Annotated in this window: 16 protein-coding genes; 9 read left to right on the top strand and 7 right to left on the bottom strand. The window is 71.4% G+C overall.

Going from position 1 to position 22,144, the window contains the following annotated elements; genetic code table 11:
- On the top strand, positions 1-3,550 hold a 3,550-nt coding region (locus MHY30_RS13615; protein WP_374204619.1), incomplete at its 5' end, for a family 43 glycosylhydrolase.
- A gap of 106 nt (positions 3,551-3,656) precedes the next feature.
- Here the strand turns inward: MHY30_RS13615 and MHY30_RS13610 are convergent.
- Together MHY30_RS13610 and MHY30_RS13605 are read right to left on the bottom strand one after the other, a co-directional pair.
- Positions 3,657-4,946: an alpha-amylase family glycosyl hydrolase gene (locus tag MHY30_RS13610; protein ID WP_239277581.1), complete on the bottom strand. Its 1,290-nt coding sequence runs from the start codon at positions 4,944-4,946 to the stop codon at positions 3,657-3,659.
- A gap of 234 nt (positions 4,947-5,180) precedes the next feature.
- Positions 5,181-6,416, bottom strand: a complete 1,236-nt coding sequence (locus MHY30_RS13605; protein ID WP_239277579.1) for an ROK family protein — start codon at positions 6,414-6,416, stop codon at positions 5,181-5,183.
- Positions 6,417-6,522: 106 nt separating this feature from the next.
- Here MHY30_RS13605 and MHY30_RS13600 point away from each other — a divergent pair, with 106 nt between their 5' ends.
- The 4 genes from MHY30_RS13600 to MHY30_RS13585 are packed head-to-tail and all read left to right on the top strand — an operon-like array spanning position 6,523 to position 11,373.
- Positions 6,523-7,836: an ABC transporter substrate-binding protein gene (locus MHY30_RS13600; protein ID WP_374204618.1), complete on the top strand. Its 1,314-nt coding sequence runs from the start codon at positions 6,523-6,525 to the stop codon at positions 7,834-7,836.
- On the top strand, positions 7,833-8,747 hold the full coding sequence (locus MHY30_RS13595; RefSeq protein WP_239277576.1) for a carbohydrate ABC transporter permease: 915 nt from the start codon (positions 7,833-7,835) through the stop codon (positions 8,745-8,747). The genes MHY30_RS13600 and MHY30_RS13595 overlap by 4 nt, the downstream gene beginning before the upstream one ends.
- Positions 8,744-9,661, top strand: a complete 918-nt coding sequence (locus MHY30_RS13590) for a carbohydrate ABC transporter permease (protein ID WP_374204617.1) — start codon at positions 8,744-8,746, stop codon at positions 9,659-9,661. Before MHY30_RS13595 ends, MHY30_RS13590 begins: the two co-directional genes overlap by 4 nt.
- A 29-nt stretch (positions 9,662-9,690) precedes the next feature.
- Positions 9,691-11,373 (top strand): glycoside hydrolase family 13 protein, encoded by a 1,683-nt coding sequence (locus MHY30_RS13585; RefSeq protein WP_239277574.1) that lies wholly within the window; start codon positions 9,691-9,693, stop codon positions 11,371-11,373.
- A gap of 75 nt (positions 11,374-11,448) precedes the next feature.
- Here the strand turns inward: MHY30_RS13585 and MHY30_RS13580 are convergent, their stop codons facing one another.
- Genes MHY30_RS13580 through MHY30_RS13565 form a run of 4 tightly spaced genes read right to left on the bottom strand, consistent with a single transcriptional unit; the run spans position 11,449 to position 15,441 of the window.
- Positions 11,449-12,264 (bottom strand): galactosyltransferase-related protein, encoded by an 816-nt coding sequence (locus MHY30_RS13580; protein WP_239277570.1) that lies wholly within the window; start codon positions 12,262-12,264, stop codon positions 11,449-11,451.
- Positions 12,261-13,262, bottom strand: a complete 1,002-nt coding sequence (locus MHY30_RS15410; RefSeq protein ID WP_239277568.1) for a glycosyltransferase — start codon at positions 13,260-13,262, stop codon at positions 12,261-12,263. The genes MHY30_RS13580 and MHY30_RS15410 overlap by 4 nt, the downstream gene beginning before the upstream one ends.
- A complete protein-coding gene (locus MHY30_RS13570) occupies positions 13,256-14,392 on the bottom strand; it encodes a glycosyltransferase (protein WP_239277566.1) in 1,137 nt (378 codons plus the stop codon). The genes MHY30_RS15410 and MHY30_RS13570 overlap by 7 nt, the downstream gene beginning before the upstream one ends.
- Positions 14,389-15,441, bottom strand: a complete 1,053-nt coding sequence (locus tag MHY30_RS13565; RefSeq protein WP_239277564.1) for a glycosyltransferase — start codon at positions 15,439-15,441, stop codon at positions 14,389-14,391. Before MHY30_RS13565 ends, MHY30_RS13570 begins: the two co-directional genes overlap by 4 nt.
- 145 nt (positions 15,442-15,586) lie before the next feature.
- Here MHY30_RS13565 and MHY30_RS13560 point away from each other — a divergent pair, with 145 nt between their 5' ends.
- From MHY30_RS13560 to MHY30_RS13545, 4 genes are all read left to right on the top strand, one after another.
- Complete coding sequence (locus tag MHY30_RS13560) at positions 15,587-16,525, top strand: WcbI family polysaccharide biosynthesis putative acetyltransferase (RefSeq protein ID WP_239277559.1); 939 nt, start codon at positions 15,587-15,589, stop codon at positions 16,523-16,525.
- Positions 16,522-18,789 carry a glycosyltransferase family 2 protein gene (locus MHY30_RS13555; RefSeq protein WP_239277556.1) on the top strand — a complete coding sequence of 756 codons (2,268 nt, stop codon included), beginning with the start codon at positions 16,522-16,524 and terminating at the stop codon, positions 18,787-18,789. Before MHY30_RS13560 ends, MHY30_RS13555 begins: the two co-directional genes overlap by 4 nt.
- 93 nt (positions 18,790-18,882) lie before the next feature.
- Positions 18,883-19,920 (top strand): class I mannose-6-phosphate isomerase, encoded by a 1,038-nt coding sequence (locus MHY30_RS13550; protein ID WP_239277549.1) that lies wholly within the window; start codon positions 18,883-18,885, stop codon positions 19,918-19,920.
- 45 nt (positions 19,921-19,965) lie between these two features.
- Entirely contained in the window at positions 19,966-21,606 is a 1,641-nt protein-coding gene (locus tag MHY30_RS13545) for an ABC-F family ATP-binding cassette domain-containing protein (protein ID WP_239277548.1), read from the top strand.
- Between the two features lie 168 nt (positions 21,607-21,774).
- Here the strand turns inward: MHY30_RS13545 and MHY30_RS13540 are convergent.
- The coding region (locus MHY30_RS13540; protein ID WP_239277545.1) for a LysR family transcriptional regulator at positions 21,775-22,144 on the bottom strand (370 nt) is incomplete at its 5' end.

Here is a 22,144-nt window from a genome sequence, read left to right as displayed (position 1 = left end):
GCTGCCGACGACGGCGGACGGCCTCCCCGTGACCTGGACGAGCTCGAACCCCGGCGTGGTGTCGACCACCGGCGTGGTGTCGCGCCAAGACGCCGACACGACGGTGACCCTCACGGCATCCGTGACAAAGGGGGCGGAGACCCGCATGCGCGACATCGTCGTGACGGTCCGCAAGGCGGCGAAGCTGGCGGCCTTCGAGGGGTACGCGTTCGCGTACTTCACGGGGAACACCATCGAGGGCGAGAACATCTACTTCGCCGCGAGCAACGGCAACAACGCCCTGTCGTGGACCGAGTTGAACGGCGGCAAGCCGGTCCTCACCTCGAAGTACGGCGAGAAGGGTCTGCGTGATCCGTTCATCATCCGCTCGCCCGAGGGAGACACGTTCTACCTGATCGCCACCGACCTCTCGATCGGCGGCGGCACGTCCTGGGGCGACTCGCAGACGATCGGCTCCAAGTACATCGAGGTCTGGGAATCCCACGACCTCGTGAACTGGAGCGACCAGCGTCACGTGCGGGTGTCGCCCGACACGGCCGGCAACACGTGGGCGCCGGAGGCGTACTACGACGAGACGCTCGGTGAGTACGTCGTGTTCTGGGCGTCCAAGATCTACCCGGAGGACGACCCGAATCACACCGCGAACGTGCCGAACAGCATGATGTACGCCACGACGCGCGACTTCGTGACGTTCAGCGAGCCCCAGGTCTGGCAGGGCGGGATCTCCCGCATCGACTCGACCGTCATCAAGGCGGACGGCGTCTACCAGCGCTTCACGAAGGACGAGGGCGCCGGCACCACCGGCTGCAGCGACATCATCCAGGAGAGCTCGCCGGTCCTCACGGCCCCGCTGAAGGACTGGACGCAGGTCACCGCCTGCATCGGAAAGAACGCCGGCACCGGGGCGGTCGAAGGCCCGAGCATCTTCACGTCCAACCCGGGCGACGTCAACGGCGACAAGTACTACCTGTTCGTCGACGAGTACGGCGGCCGCGGGTACATTCCGCTCGCCACCACCGACATCGCCAACCCGAACTGGCAGGTTCCCGCGAACTACAAGCTCCCCAGTAGCCCGCGTCACGGCACCGTCATCCCCGTGACCGCGGCCGAGCTTGCTGCGCTCCGCCAGAACATCCCGGAGGAGCCGACGGCGACCCCGGTCACGGCCAACGAGAAGGGTGAGGTGCTCCGCTACGACTTCACCGATGCTCAGGGAACGATCCTGCACGACCGCTCCGGCGCCGGACGCGACGGACAGATCCAGGGCGGTGCGACGTTCTCGGACGGCGCGCTCACCTTCGACGGAACCAACGACTACGTCGACCTGCCCGACAACGTGCTGGCCGGGGTGAACGAGTTCACCGTCGACGCCGAGCTGCGTATCGACCCGGCCCAGAAGACGCCGTACTTCCTTTACGCCTTCGGAAACACCGGGAGCGACGGCAAGGGCAACGGCTATCTCTTCTCGACCGGCGACAGCCAGTATCGTGGCGCGATCAGCAAGGGCAACTGGACCGGCGAGCAGAACGCCGGCTCGGGTACCCCCCTGCCGCGCGACCGCTGGGTGCACCTGACCTACACGTTGAGCGGCACCACCGCACGTCTGTACCTCGACGGGCAGAAGGTCGCCGAGAACACCAACGTGACGGTGCGCCCCGGCGACATCGGCAAAGGCTTCACCCTGGCGAACTACATCGGCAAGTCGGTCTACAACGACGACAGCCTCTTCCGCGGGCAGATGCGCGAGTTCGCGCTCTACAACCGCGCATTGAGTCCTGATGAGGTGGCCGCCCAGAACCCGGGCGTGCTCACGAACGTCAGCCTGCAGGATGCCTCCGACCTCAAGGTCGCTCCGATCGTCGACGGGGCCAACCGCACCGTGCTGTTCCCCGTCGTTCCGGGCACCGACCTGACGACGCTGCGCCCGACGTTCACCACCGCGCCCGGCACGACGGCGAGCCCGGCATCCGGAACCGTCCGAAACCTCAGCACCCCGGTGACGGTGACGCTGAAGACCGAGGGCCAGGCCGATGTGGTCTGGACGCTCAAGGCCGTGGAGATGAAGAGCCCGGTGCTGCCGGGGCTGTACGCCGACCCGAACATCGCGGTGTTCGGCGACACGTACTACATCTACGCCACGAGCGACGGAGTTCCCGGATGGGGCGGCAACACGTTCTACGTGTGGAAGTCGAAGAACCTCGTCGACTGGACGCGTTCGGACACGCCGATCCTCACGTTGGACGGGGCCGAGGGCAACGTGCCCTGGGCGACCGGTAACGCGTGGGCCCCGACGATCATCGAAAAGGGCGGGAAGTACTACTTCTACTTCAGCGGTCACAACCCGCAGGACAACCGCAAGGAGATCGGCGTCGCCGTGGCGGACAGCCCCGAGGGACCGTTCACCGCCGAGGCGAAGCCGATGATCACCAACGCCGAGTCCGTGACGAGCGGGCAAGCCATCGATCCCGCGGCCTTCCAGGACCCGAAGACGGGGAAGTACTACCTGTTCTGGGGCAACGGAAGCCCGCTCTACGGCGAACTGTCCGACGACATGAAGAGCATCAAGGAGGGGACCATCACGCGGATCTCCGGCCTGACCGACTTCCGCGAAGGGCTCTTCGTCAACTACCGCGACGGCATGTACCACCTGACGTACGCGATCGACGACACCGGGTCGGCGAACTATCGCGTCGGATACGCCACGTCGGCGAGCATCGACGGGCCGTGGACCTACCGTGGCATCCTGCTGCAGAAGGACGCCTCGCAGGGCATCCTCGGAACGGGGCACAGCTCGATCATCAACGTCCCCGGCACGGACGAGTGGTACATCGCGTACCACCGGTTCGCGATCCCGGGCGGCAACGGCACCAATCGCGAGACGACGATCGACCGTCTCGAGGTCGGGGAGGACGGGCTGTTCCAGACCGTGAAGCCGACGCTCTCGAGCGTCGCCCCGCGGGAGGTACCCGACACGACGGAGCCGACGCCGACGCCGACGCCGACCGCGACACCGACGCCGACGGCCACCCCGACGGCTTCGCCGACGCCGACGGTCACTCCCGTCCCGACGGCCACGCCGACGGCTTCGCCGACGCCGACGGCTACTCCCGTCCCGACGGCCGAGCCCACGGCCAGCCCGCAGCCGACCTCCCCGGGCGCCGCCCCGTCGGTGTCCGTCTCGACCACCACGGTCGAGCGCGGGGGGATCGTGCGCGTCACGGTCACCGGTCTGGATGCCGGTGAGCAGGTCACGGCCGAGCTGCGGAGCGACCCCATCCGGATCGCGGGCATCCCGGTCGCCGACGCGAGCGGACGTGTGACGTTCGATGTGCAGATCCCCGGCGACCTCGCCGCGGGTTCCCACTCGATCGTCGTCTATGGTGCCGATGGGCGGATGATCCAAAGCGTGGCGATCACCGTGGTGGCATCCGGCCAGCTGGCGGCGACCGGCGCGCAGGGGCCCCTCGGCGGGGCTCTGCTGGCGGCCTTCCTGCTCGTCGCGGGAGGGGTTGTGTGGACGATGCGTCGTCCGCGCCGCACCGACGCCTGAACCGAGAAGAACCCCGGATGCCACGGCATCCGGGGTTCTTCTCGTCCCGCGTGAGTCGCCAAGATTTGTCGCCTCCTGCCTCCGGCAGGCGACAAATCCTGGCGACTCACGCCTCGAAGACCGCCCAGCCGCGGGGCGCGAGGTCGACGCGGGAGTCGCTCAGCGTCGCGTGCCCGGCGACCACCGTCGCGGCGTCCGCGGCGGGGAGTGACGCGGGCGCGTCGCCGATGTTCAGCGCGACGATCACCGCCTCGTCGTCGACCGCGGTGCGCAGCACGAGGGTCGTGTTCGTCACCTCGACGATGTCGGTGCGGGCTCGCCAGAGCCACGGATGCCGCCGGCGCAGGGCGATGAGCGCCCGATGCGCGTCGAGGATGCTCTCGTCGACGTCGGTCACGTCGCTCGGGCTCGCCGGGAACTCCGGTCGCACCGCGTCATCGCCGCCCTCGCGCTCTTCCTTCACCGCGGTCCACCCGAACTCGTCGCCCGCGTACACCGATGGCGTGCCGCCCACCGTGAACAGCACCGCGATGGCGTGCGGCACGAGGTCCGATCCCACCGCCGAAGCGATCCGGGTGACGTCGTGGTTGCCGACGAACGTCTGCGGAACGAAGGTCGCCAGTAGGTCATCGTGACGCTCGATCGCGTGACTCAGCTCGAAGAAGTTCCCATCGGCGATGCCGTGCCAGATCCCCTGCCACAGCTCGTACTGCGTGAGGGAGTCCATCGTCGAGGCGTTCACGATCGCGGGACCGTCGCCGTGGATCACCTCGCCGACGAACCATGCCTCGGGGAAGCGCTCGCGCACGCGGGGGAGGACGCGCGCCCAGAACTCCGGCGGCACCGCGTAGGCGGCATCCAATCTCCACCCGTCGATGCCGCGCTCGAGCCACCGGGTCATGACGTCGACGACGAGGTCGACGGTGGCGTCGGCGGAATGATCGAGCGCGACCAGGGCGCCGTGCCCCTCGAACACCTCGGGCTCGAATCGCCCGTCGACGCGCGAGCCCCGGAAGAGCTCCGCGTCGCCGCCGGCGAGCACCGCCTGGAACGCCGGATGCCCTCGACCCACGTGGTTGAACACGCCGTCGAAGAGAATCCGGATGCCACGTTCCCGCGCCGCGGCGAGGAGGCGGTCCAGGTCGGCGTCGTCGCCCAGACGCGGGTCGACGCGGAAGTGGTCGACGGTGTCGTAGCCGTGGGTCTCGGACGCAAAGACCGGGCCGAGGAGGAGGCCGTTCAACCCGAGCTCGATGACGTGGTCGAGCCACCCCTCGATGCGGTCGAGCCGGTGCGCCGGTGCCGCGTCGGGGTCGACGCCGTCGCGGATCGGGGCACCCACGAATCCGAGGGGGTAGAGGTGCCACCAGAGGACGTGTTCGGGCCAGTCGGGCATGCGCCGAGGCTATCCGGCTGTGTCCCGCGGCGGCCACGGGTTGCGCTGCCGCCGGACGCCCGTTCGCGCACCGCCGTCTGCGCGATACCGCTTGCGCGATACCGCTCGCGCGATACCGCTTGCGCGAGGTGCCAGGATTTGTCGCCTCCGGGGGCTCGCGGGCGACAAATCTTGGCGACTCACGCCTCACGCCTCACGCCTCAGGCCTCACGCCTCGCGCCTCGCGCTCGCGCCTCACGCCTCACGCCTCGAGCGCTCGGCGGGGAGGGCGAAGGGGGCGAGGTCGATCGCGCGCGTGCGCGTCGCCTCGATCGCGGCGGCGACGGCACCGGTCGACACGATGTCGGCGCCGAGAGAGGAGGCGACGATCTCGGGCGGGGGGAGGTGCAGGGCCGTCGGGAGTGCGGCCGCGGCGGCGGCGATGATCGGGGCCGCACCGGCGGCGATCGCTCCCGAGACGACGACGCGGCGAACGTCGAAGAGGCTCCCGAGCATGCCCGTCACCACGGCGAGCGCCTGGCCGACTTCGGCGGCGACCGCGAGAGCGCCGGGATCGCCCGCGGCGGCGAGGTCGAGGACCGTCTTGGCATCCAGTTCGGCGGGCGGCACGTCGGCCAGGGCGCTGCCGGCGGGGAGTTCTCCCGAGTCGATCAGTGCACGCGCCGCCTCGACGCACCGCGGGGCGAGGCCGAAGGCGCTCCCGACCCCCTCGACACGGTCGAAGGCCATCGTCTCTCCCGCGCCGCCGTGCGCACCCCGCAGCGGCCGCCCGTCGACCCAGATTCCCGCGCCGAAGCGCTCGCCGGCCAGGAGGGCGACGAAGTCGTCGTACCCCACGGCAGCGCCGTCGGTGCGCTCGGCGATCGCCGCGAGCAAAGCGTCGTTCTCGACCCGGACCACCGGCGCCCACGACGCGAAGGTGTCGACGAAGTCGGGGTTCATCCGCTGCCAGAAACCGTCGTGGTGAGCGGGAGATCGTCCCGAACGATTCACCGGCGCCGGAACCCCGACGCACAGGGCGACCACATCGTCGCGGGTGGCGTGGGCGCGCGTCAGCGTGGCCTCGACGATCTTCTCCGCCGCGCGTCGGCGACGCTCGGGGGAGTCGCGTTCGGGGTCTATCGACAACCGGGACGTGGCGACGGGAACACCGCGCAGGTCGGCGACCGTGGCGGTCACGTGTCCGCGCCCCGCGTCGACGCCGACCACGAGGCCGGCATCGGCTCGTAACGCGAAGCGCCGCGCGGGGCGGCCCTTCGAGTACTCGCCGACCGCGCGCGCGTTCGGCATCTCGACGAGCAGCCCGCGAGCGACGAGTTCGTCCAGGACGTCGATCGTCGTCGAACGCGTCAGCGCGACCGCAGCCATCACGTCGCTCGCGGTGAACGCCTCGGCGTCCCACGCGTACGCGAGCACGGCATCGAGGCTGTGGCGACGGAGCGAGGGCACCGAGGCAGTGGCATCCGTCATCGGATCTTGACCCCCTCTGTGTCTCCTGCAATACTGCCGTGAACGCTTTGATTTGACGAGTAGATTTAATCTCCGATTCAAGATCGCAAGGATGCGAGGAGGACACGTGTCGACGAAGACGGCAACGGTGCGGCGGTGTGCCGCGGCGCTGGCAGTCACGGCGCTGGGAGCGGCGATGCTCGCCGGGTGCTCTGCGGACGGTCGCGAGACCATTCGCTTCACCTTCAGCAAGCGCGAAGCCCTGACGTTCATGAACCAGGTGGTCGCGGACTACAACGCATCGCAGGACCGGGTCCGCGTCGAGATGGACACCTCGGGCGTGGACGTCGTGTCGGCGAGCTTCGTCCGCGGTAATCCGCCCGACATCATGCTCGCCAACTACAACTACGAGGTCGCCCGGTTCGTGCAGCGCTGCGCGCTGACCGACCTGTCGGGCACCACGGCGGCGACGACCGTCCGCGAAGACCTGCAGCCCCTCATGGACCAGTACGGCGTCTGCGCGGGCCGCACGAGCGCACTGCCCTACTCGGTGATGGCCTCCTCCGTCATCTACAACACCCAGATCTTCGACGATCTCGGGCTCGAGGTCCCCACCACGTGGGATGAGCTGCGGCAGACCGCCGAGACCCTGAAGGCGAACGGCATCACGCCCTTCTACGGCACGTTCAAGGACGACTGGACCGTCGGACAGGGGTGGTACGACTACGCCGTCGGGGGATCCCTGGACGTCATCGACTTCTTCGACGCGCTCGCCGCCGAGGGCGATGCGGTCGGCCCCGACTCGGCCGTGTCCTTCGAGAAGGACTTCTCCGCGGCGATGGCCCGTATGACCGAGCTCGCCTCGACCTACACGAATCCGGATGCCGACAGCCGGGCGTACGGCGACGGCAACCTCGCCTTCGCTCAAGGCCAGGCTGCGATGTACCTGCAGGGACCGTGGGCCCTCGGCGAGATCGCGAAGACCTCGCCCGATCTGCCGGTGGGGACGTTCCCGCTGCCCATGACCGACGACCCCGACGACCTCGCCGTGCGCGTGAACATGGACCTCGCCGCCATCATCCCCGAGGGGTCGCGGCACCAGGAGGCCGCCCGCGACTTCCTCGAGTACCTCTACCAGCCCGAGATCATCGAGGCGTACAACGAGTCGCAGCTCGGATTCGCGCCGACGAAGGACGCCCCGGCCCCGAGCGATCCGCGGGTGGCGGGGATGATCCCCTATTACGAGGAGGGGCGGATCTACCAGGGCGCGTCGGTGCTGGTGCCCAAGACCATCCCCGTCTTCAACTACGCGCAGGCCATGATCCTCGGCGCGTCGCCGGAGCGGACGCTGCGCACGATGGATCAGGACTGGGCGCGTCTGGCCTTCCGGCAGCCTGCCGCGTCGACGACCGATGCCGCCGCCGAAGGAGACGCGCGATGACCACCACCACGACGATCGTCACGGGCGGGAAGGCGGCCGCACGCCGCAGCACCCGCCGTGTCGAGCCGATCTACTACTTCTTCCTCATCCCCACGCTGGTGCTGTTCACACTGGCGATCACGGTGCCGGGCATCATCGGCATCTTCTTCAGCTTCACCGACTCCATCGGCATCGGCGAATGGAACTTCGTCGGGCTGACCAACTACATCGCGATCTTCAGCGATCCCGCGATCCTGCAGGCGTACCTGTTCACGTTCGGGTTCTCGGTGGCGACGGTCATCGTCGTCAACGTCGCGGCGTTCCTGCTCGCCGTCGGGCTCACCGCGCAGATCCGCCTCAAGCGGACGTTGCGCACGATCTTCGTCATCCCGATGGTGATCTCGGGCATCATCATCGCCTACGTCTTCAACTTCCTCTTCAGCAATTCGCTGCCGCAGGCCGGGGCCGCCGTCGGCATCCCGTGGCTGGAGTCGAGCCTGCTGGCCAACCCCGACCTCGCGTGGGTCGCGATCGTGATCGTCACCGCGTGGCAGGCGATCCCCGGAACGCTTCTGATCTACATCGCGGGGCTCCTGTCGGTCCCCGGGGACGTCTGCGAAGCCGCGGGTCTGGACGGAGCGAGCAAGACGCAGCAGCTGCTGCGCATCACGCTGCCGTTGGTCGCCGGCTACGTCGTCATCAACGTCATCCTCGGCTTCAAGGGCTTCCTGAACGCCTACGACATCATCGTCGGCCTCACCGCCGGGGGCCCCGGCACCGCGACGCGCAGCGTCGCGATGTCGATCATCCTCGGCTTCAACGGCGGCGACTACGCCTACCAGATGGCCAACGCGGCCCTGTTCTTCATCGTCGCCGTCGTCATCTCGCTGCTGCAGCTCTCGCTGACCCGGGGAAGGAACACCCTCGCATGACCGCCCTCAATCAGCCGGCCCTCGCCTTCGAGCAGGCCGATCTCGCCCTCCCCGCGCGGCGGCGCACCGGCGGCCGCTTCCGCCGCGTCGGCATGGAACGCGTGAACTGGTCGGCCACGACCATCCTCGTCCTGTGCTCCGTGACGGTTCTGCTCCCGCTGTACGTCACCATCACGATGGCGCTCAAGAGCGGGGCGCAGGTCGTCGACGGCAACGCCTTCTCGTTCCCCGCGCCGATCAGCTTCGACGGATTCGTCCAGGCCTGGACGCTCACACGGTTCCCCGTCGGCCTCGTCATCTCGCTGCTCGTCACGGCCGGCACGGTCGCGGCGACCATCGTGCTCGCGGCGTTCGCGTCGTACGCGATCGCCCGCAACTGGGACCGCAAGCTCTTCCGGTACTCGTTCTTCTACCTGCTCGCGGCGATGTTCATCCCGTTCCCGGTGGTCGCGCTGCCCCAGATCCAGCTCACCGGTCGGGTCGGTCTCGACAACCCGGCCGGCGTGATCATCCTCGCCACGATGTTCCAGCTGAGCTTCAGCGTGCTGCTGTTCACCGCGTTTCTGCGCTCCATCCCGCTCGAGCTCGAAGAGAGCGCTCGCATCGACGGCGCGACGACGTGGCAGACGTTCTGGCGGCTCATCTTCCCGCTCCTCGCGCCCATGAGCGCCACCGTCGGCATCTTCGCCTTCCTGTACGCGTGGAACGACTTCATGATGCCCTCGCTCATCATCAGCGACCCCGCCCTGCAGACGCTGCCCGTGCGCCAGAACCTGTTCCAGACGCAGTTCAGCAACAACTACAACGTCGCTTTCGCGTCGTACCTCATGGCCATGGCCCCCGCGATCGTCGCCTACCTCTTCACCCAGCGCTGGGTGATGGCCGGCGTCACGCAGGGCGCCGTCAAGGGCTGACCCGCCACCCACCCCGAAAGGACTCCTCTGTGACCACCGCCGCACCCTCCGTGCACGCCCGCGAGCTCTCCGACGCCCCCGACTGGTGGCGCCAGGCCGTGGTGTACCAGGTGTATCCCCGCAGCTTCGCCGACAGCAACGGCGACGGCCTCGGCGACATCCCCGGCATCACCGCGCGGGTGCCGTACCTCGCCGAACTGGGGGTGGATGCCATCTGGCTCAGCCCCTTCTACCCCTCGGCGCTCGCCGACGGCGGCTACGACGTCGCCGACTACCGCGACGTCGACCCGCGTCTGGGGACCCTCGCCGACATGGACGAGCTCATCGCGCAGCTGCACGCCCATGGCATCCGGGTCGTCGTCGACATCGTGCCCAACCACACCTCGAACGACCACGCCTGGTTCCAGGAGGCGCTCGCCGCCGGTCGCGGTTCCGCAGCGCGCGACCGGTACATCTTCCGCGAGGGCACCGGCCCCGACGGCTCCGAGCCGCCGACGGACTGGCAGTCGGTGTTCGGCGGGTCGGCGTGGGAGCGCGTCGCGGACGGCCAGTGGTACTTCCACAACTTCGACGTCTCGCAGCCCGACCTGAACTGGGCGAACCCCGAGGTGCGCGCCGACTTCGTCAAGACCCTGCGGTTCTGGAGCGACCGCGGTGTCGACGGGTTCCGCATCGACGTCGCGCACATGCTGACGAAGGACCTCAGCGAGCCGCTGCCCTCCGCCGCCGAGCTCGCCGCGATGCCGCAGGACGGCAACCACCCGCTCCTCGATCGCGACGACGTGCACGAGGTGTACGCCGAGTGGCGCGCGGTGTTCAACTCCTACGACCCGCCGCGCACCGCGGTCGCCGAGGCCTGGGTGCACCCCTCGCGCGTGCCGCTGTACGCGAGCATCGAGAGCCTGGGACAGTCGTTCAACTTCGACCTGCTCGAGGCCGACTTCGACGCGCGGCAGTTCCGTCGCATCGTCACCGACAACCTCTCGCTCGCCGCACAGTCGGGCTCGTCGACGACATGGGTGCTGTCGAACCACGACGTCGTCCGCCACGCCACCCGGTACGGTCTGCCCGACGCGGAACGGGATGCCGACGGGCGTCCGACCCGCAAGCACGGCAACGAGTGGCTGCTGTCCGGCGGCACCGAACCGGCGCTGGACGCGGAGCGGGGCGCGCGCCGCGCGCGTGCCGCGGCTCTCTTCGTGCTGGGGCTCCCGGGCTCGGCGTACCTGTACCAGGGCGAGGAGCTGGGTCTTCACGAGGTCGCCGACATCCCCGACGCGGCCCGTCAGGACCCGACGTTCTTCCGCAGCCCCGGTGCCGACATCGGACGGGATGGATGCCGCGTGCCGCTGCCGTGGACGGCATCCGATGCCGCGTTCGGGTTCGGCGCGGGGGGAGCGCACCTGCCGCAGCCGGAGTGGTTCGCCGACTACGCCGTCGACGGGCAGGACGGCGACCCGGCCTCGACGCTGTCGCTCTACCGTCGCGTTCTGGACCTGCGGCACGAGCTGCAGACCGCCGAGGACCTGGAGTGGATCGACCTCGGCCGGGACGACGTCGTCGCCTTCATCCGCCCCGGCGGCTGGACGGTCGTGACGAACTTCGGCACCGAGCCGGTGGCGCTCCCGGCCGGCGAGGTGCTCCTCTCGAGCGCTTCCGTCGACTCGGGTGCGCTCCCCGGCGAGGCGTCTGCCTGGCTGCGCACCGCCTAGGATTCCCGCCGAGTCGCGCGTGAGGTGCCAGGATTTGTCGCTTCGGGCTCGCCCGAAGCGACAAATCTTGGCACCTCACGCGTTGGGAACGCGCACCCAGGCGGCGCCGCGGCGCTCGATCGCGCCGGCGGCGGCGAAGGCGTCGAGCCATCCGCCCATCGGCCAGACGCCCCAGCGCCGGTGGAACTCGGCGCCGTTGCGCAGGATGTCGTCGAGATGCTGCCACGGCGGTGAAGAGACCGGATGCCACTGGTGGTAGGCATCCGCCCCGCCCGTCCACACCAGCGGGACACCGGCGGTGCGCGCCGTCCAGGCGAGGTCGGTGTCCTCCGCACCGTAGCCCTCGTACCCGTCGTGGAAGCCGCCGAGACGCTGCCACGTCGCGGGGGTCACGGCGAAGGACAGCGACCAGAACAGGTCGTACTCGCCCGGGTCGGCGGTCCGGGTCTCTCCCGGCGGAAGCGCCGGCCGGGCCCGGTGAGGACGCGTCACGAACGGGAGGTCGGCGACCGCGGGGCGCTGCACGCTCGCGAGATAGGTGACGGGTCCCGCCAGCAGCGCGGCGGGATGCATGCGGGCGGCGTCCGCGTACCGCGCGAACAGGTCGGGCCCGGGCAGGCAGTCCACATCGAGGAACACCAGCAGCTCCGCACCGTCCGCGATCGCCGCGGCCGCGGCGGCATTCCGACCGGCTCCCACGCGCAGCCCGTGCGGACCGGGCGGCACGTGCAGCGTCCGGGCCTCGGGATCCCGGATGCCGGGCGCCACCTCGTCGTCGAGGAACACCTCCACGCGCGCGGTGTCGGGTGCCACCGCGGCGAGCACCTCGCGTTGACGTTCGAGGTGTGCGCGGCGCGCGGCAGAGGCGACGGTGAGGACCGCGAGCCTCACGGCAGCATCGCCTCGATGGCGGCGGCGGCGCGCTCGGCCGCCCCGGAGACCTGCCACCGCGACCAATCCGGATCGTCGTCGGCGGCCGACGCGACGAGGTCGGCGATCCCCGCGGCGTCGACCCCCTCGGGGGCGACACGGGCGAGGTTCCACCGGTGCAGCGCGCACGCCGTGTGACGTTGCTCGTCGAACGGACGGTCCTGGGCGACGACGACCGCCCGCGCCCCGGCCGCGGCGAGGTCGGCGACGCTGTTCTGCCCCGCCGCGCTGACGACGACGGTATGCGAGGTCATCAGGGGCCACGGGTCGTCGACGTGCGAGGCAAGGTCATGGCCGATCGCGCTCGTGCGCCATCCGGCGGCGGTGAGGAGGTCTTCCGCCGCGCGCCGCACGTCTTCGTCGAGCACGCGACCGAGGAAGAGCACCGACCGTTCATCGTGCGGGTCGGCGGTGGGGCGACCGTCGTGACGCGAGATGCCCCCGGTCCACACGACCCGGTCGGTTCGGGCGGTCAGCGACGAGGCGGTGACCGCGCCGTGCGCCCACGGCGCGAGGATGCGATCGGCGAGGTCGTACGCGAGCGCGTGGGCGGCGTCGGTTCGTTCGCCCGGCTGCGTCACCGCGAGCGTGCGCAGACCGAGGAGCCGCGCGAAGGCCACGACCTCGGCGCTGACGTCGACGACGAACAGGTGCAGGTCGGCGGCGTTCGCGGCGATGGTGGCCAGTCGTGCACGGTGACCGGGATGGTCGTGGGGAGCCCAGTGCAGTGCGCCGCGAACCGTGGGGTCGCCCTCGCGCGGGTCGTAGAGCGACCCGTCCTCCCGCTCCACGGGGTCGGCGTCGTGCGGCAGCACGAGCCACTCGACGTCGCCCTCGAGTCCCTCGGGGCGGGGGAGGGAGGAGAACACGCGCACCGGCACGCGCAGGTGCGGGTGCACGGCGCGGAACCGGGCGACGTGCCCGTACCCGTGGTGGTGGATGTACCAGCCGATCACCACGACACCGCCGGCATCCGCTGTTCCCTCGATCGCAACGCGGTGTGCGTCAAGACGCGTTCCACGTCGCGGTAGCGCCGGCTCAGCGCGTGCTCGCGGACGGCGGCGCGGCGCGTCCAGACCCGCGTGAGCGGCTCGCGCTCTCCCTGGCGGGCAAGCTCCAGCGCCGCGTGGGCGAGCGCGGTGACGTCACCGGCGGTGACGGCGGCCGTGCCCGGCATGCCGGCGAGCACTTCGGCCACCCCGCCGATGTCGAAGGCCGCAACGGGGGTGCCCGTCGCGAGCGCCTCGGCGATGACGAGACCGAACGGCTCCTCCCACATCGGCGTCACGAGGGCGACGGCGGACGACCCGACCAAGCGGCACAGGTCGCCCTGGTGCAGCGCGCCGACGTAGCGCGCGGGGCCGCCCAGGCGCGGCGCCACCTCCTGCTGGAAGTAGTCGACATCGCCGATGCGCCCGGCCACGACGATCTCCGCCCCCGCCGTCCGCGCGGCCTCGATCGCCAGGTGCGGCGCCTTCTCGGGCACGATGCGTCCCGACCACACCCACCGCGAACCGCCGGGACCGCGCGTCCACCGATCGGTGTCGATGCCGTTGGGGAAGACGAACGCGTCCACGCCCTCCACCGACCACGCGCGCGCGGTCGCCTGACTGACGGCGACGAAACGGTGTCCGCTGCCGCGAGCGTACTCCGCCGCCTCGAGCATCGGCTCGAGCGGTGGGGTGTGCAACGTGGTGACGACGGGGATGTCGGCATCCCGGCTCCACCGGATCGGGGCGGGGTGGAGGCTGTGGTTGTCGATCACGTCGAAGTCGTGGCGCCCGCTGCGCAGTCGGTCCAGAAGGACCTCGTGCGCGGCATCCGTTGCAAGGGCGTAGCCCTCGGGGTAGAAGGTGTCGGAAGCGTCCTCGACGCGCGACCAGGCGGGCGCGGGAAGCGCGAATCCCGGGGAGTCGTCGAGGAAGTCCGACCCCTCTGCGGCGCAGAGCATGACCTCGTGCCCGCGGTCGCGCAGCCACCGGACGCGGTCCCACACCGTCGCCTCGAGACCTCCCGCGTGGGGCTGCCGCAGCGGGTAGCGGGAGGGGGCGACCACGAGCACCCGCATGCGCTGCACGGCCCGGGTCACGCGGCGTGCTCCGTCCGCAGCGAGCGGCGGTACAGCGCGACGTGCGTCTCGCGCACCCTCTCCCGTTCGTCGAGACGGTCCGCTCGGCGGCGGGCGACCTCGGCCGTCCGCGCGTCGGAACCCGGCACGGACCACGCCGGGGACGTGGCATCCACGATCGCCCGCTCCAAAGAGACGGGGTCGCCGATGCGGAAGGAGTGGAAATCGGTGGGGTGCTGCGCGGCGATGTGGCCCACGCGGGTCCCGGCGACGGGGACGGCCAGGTCGTAGCACAGCTCGGCCCACCCCGAATGGGTCCCGTGGGTGTAGGGCAGCACGCACGCGTCGAGGTCGGCGAGCCACGCGACGAGGGCGTCGTCGTCGAGCCGCGCGGACCGTTCGAGCCTCACCCCGTCGGCGTTGCGCGCGAGAGCGTCGATGGATGCCGCGGCGTCGGCGTCGCGTACCCGCTCGTTCACGCGCACGACCGCCTCGATGTTCGCTCCGCGTGCGCGCAGGTCGGCGATCGCCCGCACGAGGGTGGCCGTCGTGCCGACACCGTCGATGTTCGGGCGGAGATCGCGCAGGTGGACGCCGACCCGGGTCACGGGGGAGGGGGTTCCCGAGGGAAGCGTCTCGTCGTTCACGAGGGTCGGGTGCGGGATGACGGTGCTCGTCCGCCCGAAGCGGCGCTCCACGTCGGCGGCCGTCGCCGCCGTGAGGGTCGTCAGGGCGTCGGCGCCCCCGATGAGCACGCGCAGCGCGGCGTCATGCGCAGCCTGGTCGCGCAGTTGGGGATTCTCGAGATCGTGCACGGTGTAGACGAGGGGAAGCCGCAAGCGGTTCAGGGTACGCACGGTCTCGGCGAGCTCCTCGGCCGCGTAGGACTCGCTGCCGAAGTGCACGTGCACGAGATCGAGGTCGGCGGCGTGCTCCTCGAGCCACGCCGGGAGCAGGACCTGCGGCGGCCACCACTGTCCCGGTGCCGCGCCCGGCGGCGGGGGGTCCGCGCACACCTCCACGAAGCGCTCGTCGGTGACGGCCCGGACGTACGGGTGCGCGGCGGGCACGGCGGCGACCCGGATACGGCGGGGGGCTGCGGCGTCGATCGGTGGTCCTCCTGGGTTCGCGTGTGGCGCGTATCGCATCGGCAGACCCGTCGCAAGTCAACGCAACCGTTCCCAGGCGACGGCGGCGACGGCGTACGTTCACATCATGAGCGGCGGGCATGACGGGTCGGGGACGCTTGCGGACGAGACCGCGGCGGTGATAGCGCGCCGTGCCCATTACGCCGCGTTCTTCGGCGACGAGCCCGCGCCCGGGGGGTACGGCGTCGTCGTCGGCAACTGCCAGGCCGAATCGATCCGCCTCGTGGTCTCGAACGAGGAGCACCCCGGTGTGCGGGTGCCCGCGGTGCACGAGATGGATGCCGCCGACGCCGACCGCCTGCACCGTCTCCTGGCCGGGGCGGCGTTCCTCGTCGTCCAGCCCATCCGCGACGACTACCGGGCACTGCCGCTGGGGACCTCGCAACTGCGCGCCGCCCTTCCCCCGGGGGCGCGGACGGTGGTGGTGCCCTCCCTCCGGTACGGCGGGCTCCATCCCTTCCAGGCCGCGATCCGTGTCCCCGGTGTGGACGAGGACCCTCCGCTCGTCCCGTACCACGACGTCCGCACGCTCGCCGAGGCCGCGGGGCTGCCCGTGGCCGCCGAGCTTCCGCGCGCCGTCGTCCGGGCCGTGGGCGACGACTCGCTCGCCGAGCTGCGGCGGCGCGAGGAGATCGGCGTCGACGTGGTGGCATCCGATCTGTACGACGAGGTCGTGCCCGACCTCGCGCGCACCGTCAACCACCCGGGGAACGCGGTGTTCCTCCCGCTGGGGGAACGCATCGTCGCCGCGCTGGGGGCACCGGGTACCGCCGTTGACCCGGGCCGGCCGATCCTCGCGGGGGTGCAGGCGCCCCTCGAGCCGTGGGTGGTCGACGCGTGGGGCCTGGATGCCGAGCCCCGGCGCGACTGGATCGTCGCCGGGGAGCGCCTCGACCCGGACGCCGTCGTCGACGCGCACCGCCGGTGGTACGCGCAGCACCCGGAGTTCGTCGCGGCGGCGGTGGAGCGCCTCGCGCCGCTGCTGCGCCGGTGGCGCGCCGCATGAGCGCGCTCCCCGTCCTCGTCGCGCCGCCCGGACCGCACGGCGTCGCGGCCTACGCCCGCGCGGTCGCGGCCGATGTCCGCGTCCTCGACCCCGCGGTGCGTGTCGTCACCCCCGACGACCTCACCGACCTGCCGGCGGGGACGCCGCTGCACGTGCACGTGACCGACCGGATGTGGGGGACGTCGCCCGAGGAGGCCACCGATCGGTTCACGGCCCTCGCCCGGCGGCATCCGGTCACCGTGACGCTGCACGACGTCCCGCAGGAGTCCGACGGAGAGCGCAACCGCCCGCGTCGCCGCGCGTTCTATGCGGCCGTCGCGCGGGAGGCGCGCGCGGTGGCGGTCAACAGCGTGCACGAGCGCGATCTCCTCGCTGAGGAGGGCGTGTGGGACGGACCCGTCGAGGTCGTCCCGCTGCCCGTGCCCTCGGTCACCGGCGGGGAGGCTCCGCGCCCGGACGGCACCATCGGGGTGCTCGGTTACTTCTACCCCGGCAAGGGGCACGACGAAGCGCTCGCCGCCGCGATCGCCGCCGGGATCACGCGGATGACGGTGCTCGGGCGCGCGTCCGACGGGCACGCCGCCGACCTGGACTCCTTCGTTCGCCGGGCGGCCGACGCCGGCGTCGAGGTCGAGGTCACCGGGTGGCTCGACGATGACGAGATGGCCGCCCGCGCCCGCGCCGTGGCGGTGCCCGTGATCGCGCACCGCCACGTCTCGGCATCGGGGTCGCTGGCGTCGTGGATTGGCTGGGGACGGCGGCCCATCGCGGTGCGCAACCGGTACGTCGACGAGATGGACGCGCTCCGACCCGGCACGCTCCACGCCGTCGCGCCCGAGGACCTCGCCGCGGCGGTGCGCGCGGCCGCGGACGATCCGGATGCCACCTGGCACGGCATCCACCCTGTCCCCGTCGGTCCCGCCGACGTCGCCCGGGCCTACGTGTCGTGGTGGCAGGCGCTGGACGCGCCCGCGCGCGGGGTCGTCGGGAACCGGTGGGACCGGGTGGCCGGCCTCGAGCCCGATCCGCCGCGGGTGAGCGTCATCGTCACGCACTACGCCCAGCCCGAAGAACTGGCGCGCACGCTGGCGGCGCTCGCGGCGCAGGATCACCCCGCGGACCGGCTCGAGATCGTCGTCGCCGACGACGGCTCGCCCGAGGCGCCCGTCGTCCCGGACGGTGTGCGGCTCGTCCGCCAGGACGACCGCGGATTCCGGGCCGCCGCCGCGCGCAACCTCGGCGTCACCGCCAGCACCGGGGACGTGCTGTGCTTCCTCGACGCCGACACCACGCCCGAGCCGGGCTACGTCCGGGCGCTGTCGCGGCTGCCCGCGCTGCTGCCGGAGGCCGTGACCGTCGGCCGACGGCGGCATGCCGATCTCTCCGGGGTGCCCCCGACCGTTCCCGTCTCCGAGGCCGGCCCGACGCGCGAGCTGAGCGAACCGGCCTGGCTCCGCGACGAGTACGCCCGGAGCGGGAACCTCCTGCGCGCCGACGACCGTTCGTACCGGTACGTCATCGGGGCCGTGTCAGCGTGCACGCGGGCGTTCTTCGACGAGGTGGGCGGATTCGACGAGACGTACACGACGTACGGCGGCGAGGACTGGGAGTGGGTGCATCGGGCCTGGCAGGCGGGCGCGATCCTGGCCCACGTGCCCGAGGCGGTCGCGTGGCACGACGGGCCGGACTGGTCGGGCCGAGACCTCGATCGCGCGCGCGAGGGCAACCGGCAGACGCTGCGCCTGGCGACCGACATCCCCGTCGCCGGCTCCGCGGGCCGCGGCCTCCTCCCCGCCGTCCCCGACCTTGTGGTGCACCTGACGGGGGAGCACTCCGACGCCGCCGTGTTCCTGTGCGTCGACGCGCTCCTGGGCGCGTTCCCGCGCGCGACCGTGGTGCTCGACGCGCCGCCGTCGACCGCCGCGCTCGCGTCGGATCCGCGCGTGCGTTCCGGCGCCGTCCCGGACGGGCGCGTGATCTGGCGGCTCGATCGTCCCGTGCTCGTGGACGATGCCGGCGCGCTCGCCGCGCGGCTGAGTGCTCTCGGTCAGGGCGAGGAGGGGTGGGTGGAGGTCCGCGCCGCCGACGGCACCCCGCTCGGGACCGCGAGTGCGCGTCGGGCCCGCCGCCGCGCGCAGCGCTGGGGCGCTCGGGTCGGATTCACGGCGGGCGAGCTCGTGGCATCCGGAGTCCACGTGGTGCGCGACGAGCCGCACCTGGAGGCCTGGGTGGGCGGCTGGGGCGGTCTCGAACGCTTCACGTGACGACGGAGCGCGGTGGCCCGTCCGCGCCGATGGTGTAGATGTGGAAACGGCCGTCATCGACGCCGCGTCACCCCCCACTCGATCGGAGCCCCGGTGAAACCCGTCCTCCTGCCGCCGAATCCTGTGCAGCACTTCTACCTCGGCGGCGACCGTATCGCGGCGCTGCGCGGCATCGAGCCCAAGACCGATCGGCAGCCCGAGGAGTGGCTCGCCTCGACCGTCTCCCGCTTCGGCTCCGACCGGGTGGGTCTCGCCGTGACCGAAGACGGTGACGATCTGCGCGACCTCGTGCGCGCGGACCGCGCCGCGTGGGTGGGCGCGCGAGGAGGACGGGATGCCGCCGACCTCGGCATCCTTGTCAAGCTCCTCGACGCGCGTCAGCGCCTGCCCGTCCACGTGCACCCCGACCGTGGTTTCGCCGCCAGCCACCTCGACTGCCCCTACGGCAAGACCGAGGCCTGGTACGTCCTCGAGACCGAGGAGGATTGCGCCGTCCACCTCGGCTGGAAGCGCCCCGTCGACCGCGACGAACTCGACCGCCGCCGCGACGCGCAGGACGGCGAATGGATGCTCGCGCACATGAACCGCGTCGCGGTGCGTCCCGGGATGGGGGTGCTCGTCCCCGCCGGGACCGTGCACGCCATCGACGGCGGCATCTTCCTCGCGGAGGTGCAGGAGCCGACCGACTTCTCCATCCTGTTGGAGTGGTCGGTCACGACGTCCACGCGCGAGGAGTCGCACCTCGATCTCGGCTTCGACACCGTCATGGCGTCGGTCTCCACCGACGCGCTGGATGCCGACGCGCTCGACGCCCTCATCAGCACGGCGGGCGAGACCCCGGCGGGCACCGGTTTCCGCTCGCTCCTCCCGGCTGCGGCGGACCCCTACTTCCGTCTGTTCGACGCGGCGGGGGAGACCGAGCGACGCGACGCGGGCTTCGCGGTGGTGCTGGTGTCCGCGGGCGCGGGGGCCATGGTCTCGGAGGCGGGGAGCGTCGAGGTCGAGCGCGGGCAGGTGTACGCGGTGCCCCACGCGTTCGGCGCGTGGCGCCTCACCGGCGACGCCGAAGTGCTCGTCGCCGCGCCGGGCGCCGGGTGGCCGATGACGCTGCGAGACGGAAGCGTGCGCTGAGTCGTGACGGGGATCCGTGCGCGAGACGCCTGAAAGAATCGACGGATGACCGCCACGCTCGTCACGCACGGCCTCGCCGGAGGATACGGGCACCGCACCCTCTTCGACGGCCTCGACCTCACCGTGGCGCCCGGCGATGTGATCGGCGTCGTGGGCGCCAACGGAGCGGGCAAGACGACGCTGCTGCGACTCTTGGCCGGCGCCGACGACCCGCAGTCCGGCACGATCTCCCTGGCGCCGGCGGACGCGTTCGTCGGCTGGCTGCCGCAGGAGCACGAGCGAGTGCCCGGTGAGACGGTGGCGGCGTACATCGCGCGACGCACGGGATGCGCCGAGGCGACACGCGAGATGGATGCCACGGCCGCGGCTCTCGGCGACCCCGGCGCCGTCGGAGCCGACGACGCCTATGCGACCGCTCTGGAGCGCTGGCTCGCGAGCGGGGCGGCCGACCTCGACGAGCGGATGCCGGTCGTGCTGGCCGACCTCGGCCTGGACGTGGGCCCCGACGCGCACATGACGGGGCTGTCCGGAGGCCAGGCCGCGCGCGTGGGACTGGCGGCGCTGCTGCTCTCGCGCTTCGACATCGCGCTGCTCGACGAACCCACGAACGACCTCGACCTCGACGGCCTCGAGCGTCTCGAGACGTTCGTGACAGGCCTCCGCGGCGGGGTCGTGCTCGTCAGCCACGACCGCGAGTTCCTCGCGCGGTCGGTCACGCGCGTGCTGGAGCTCGACCTCGCGCAGAACACGCACCGCGTGTACGGCGGCGGCTACGACGCGTATCTCGAGGAGCGGGCGACGCTGCGCCGCCAGGCCCGCGAGAAGTACGAGGAATTCGCCGAGACCAAGGCCGATCTCGTCGCGCGCGCCCGGACGCAGCGCGAATGGTCGAGCCAGGGTGTGCGCAACGCGATGAAGAAGGCGCCCGACAACGACAAGATCCGCCGCAAGGCGTCCATGGAGTCGAGCGAGAAGCAGGCGCAGAAGGTGCGGCAGATGGAGAGCCGCATCGCGCGGCTCGACGAGGTCGAAGAGCCGCGCAAGGAGTGGAAGCTCGAGTTCACCATCGGCGCCGCACCGCGGTCGAGCTCGGTCGTCTCGACGCTGTCGGGCGCGGTGTTCCGGCAGGGGGCGTTCACGCTCGGGCCGGTGTCGCTCCAGGTGAACGCGGGGGAGCGCATCGGCATCACCGGGCCGAACGGTGCCGGGAAGACGACGCTGCTGCGTGGCATCCTGGGCCGTCAGACCCCGGACGAAGGGTCGGCTTCGCTCGGGAGCAGCGTCGCGATCGGCGAGATCGACCAGGCGCGGTCGTTGCTCGTGGGGGAGCGGCCGCTCGCCGAGACGTTCGAGGCGCTCGTGCCCGAGATGACGTCGGCCGACGTGCGGACTCTGCTGGCGAAGTTCGGTCTGAAGGCCGACCATGTCTCGCGGCCCGTCGATGGTCTCTCGCCCGGCGAGCGCACGCGCGCGGGGCTGGCCCTGCTGCAGGCGCGCGGCGTCAACGTGCTCGTGCTCGACGAGCCGACGAACCACCTCGACCTGCCCGCGATCGAGCAACTCGAGCAGGCGCTGGAGTCGTACACCGGAACGCTGCTGCTGGTCACGCACGACCGCCGCATGCTCGCCGCCGTCGAGACCGACCGCCACTGGCGCGTGGAGTCGGGTCGCGTCACCGAGCGGTGATCAGCGGCGCCCGCGAACCGTGCGCGGCTGCGCCGGGGGGTGCTGGGGTGGGGGCGCCGCGGCGGGACTGCTTCGCATAAACGCGATCCGCGTGCATAAACGCGTGGAGAGAGCGTTTATGCACGCGGAAAGCGTTTATGCGTGTCGGGGGAGCGGCGTCGGAAGCGGTCAGCGCCCCTGACGCTTCTTGTACGGCTTCGGCTGGCCCTTCACGATTGGGGCGCGGCCCTTGCCCTTGGATGCCTTGGCCTTTCCGCCCTGTGCCTTGGGCGCCGCGGACGCTTGCGGAGGGGCATCGGCGATGCGGGCCCGCGCCTCGTCGAGCAGCAGCGCGCCGGCGGGAGTGAGACGCGTGGGAGGGGTGCGCGACACCAGCGGCTGCCCCACCTCCTCTTCGAGCTTGTCGACCGTGGTGTACAGCGACGCGAGCGGGATGCCGAGGCGCTCGGCCGCGCGCGGGAAGTGCAGCTCCTCGGCGAGGGCGGCGAACCGGACGAGGTGCGCGAGCTTCATGGCATCCATTCTCCCCCGCCCGCCG

Origin of the sequence: Microbacterium sp. ACRRU (genome assembly GCF_022346945.1) — a bacterium.
In the GTDB taxonomy this organism is placed as follows: domain Bacteria; phylum Actinomycetota; class Actinomycetes; order Actinomycetales; family Microbacteriaceae; genus Microbacterium; species Microbacterium mcarthurae.
The sequence above is the reverse complement of the archived record's forward strand: the minus strand, read 5'-3'. Positions and strand labels throughout refer to the sequence as shown.

Excerpts from the sequence above, each read along its gene's own strand:
- MHY30_RS13605 (WP_239277579.1), bottom strand. The coding sequence starts at position 6,416 with ATGACGGATGCCACTGCCTCGGTGCCCTCGCTCCGTCGCCACAGCCTC.
- MHY30_RS13610 (WP_239277581.1), bottom strand. The coding sequence starts at position 4,946 with ATGCCCGACTGGCCCGAACACGTCCTCTGGTGGCACCTCTACCCCCTC.
- MHY30_RS13590 (WP_374204617.1), top strand. The coding sequence starts at position 8,744 with ATGACCGCCCTCAATCAGCCGGCCCTCGCCTTCGAGCAGGCCGATCTC.
- MHY30_RS13560 (WP_239277559.1), top strand. The coding sequence starts at position 15,587 with ATGAGCGGCGGGCATGACGGGTCGGGGACGCTTGCGGACGAGACCGCG.
- MHY30_RS13595 (WP_239277576.1), top strand. The coding sequence starts at position 7,833 with ATGACCACCACCACGACGATCGTCACGGGCGGGAAGGCGGCCGCACGC.
- MHY30_RS13545 (WP_239277548.1), top strand. The coding sequence starts at position 19,966 with ATGACCGCCACGCTCGTCACGCACGGCCTCGCCGGAGGATACGGGCAC.
- MHY30_RS13555 (WP_239277556.1), top strand. The coding sequence starts at position 16,522 with ATGAGCGCGCTCCCCGTCCTCGTCGCGCCGCCCGGACCGCACGGCGTC.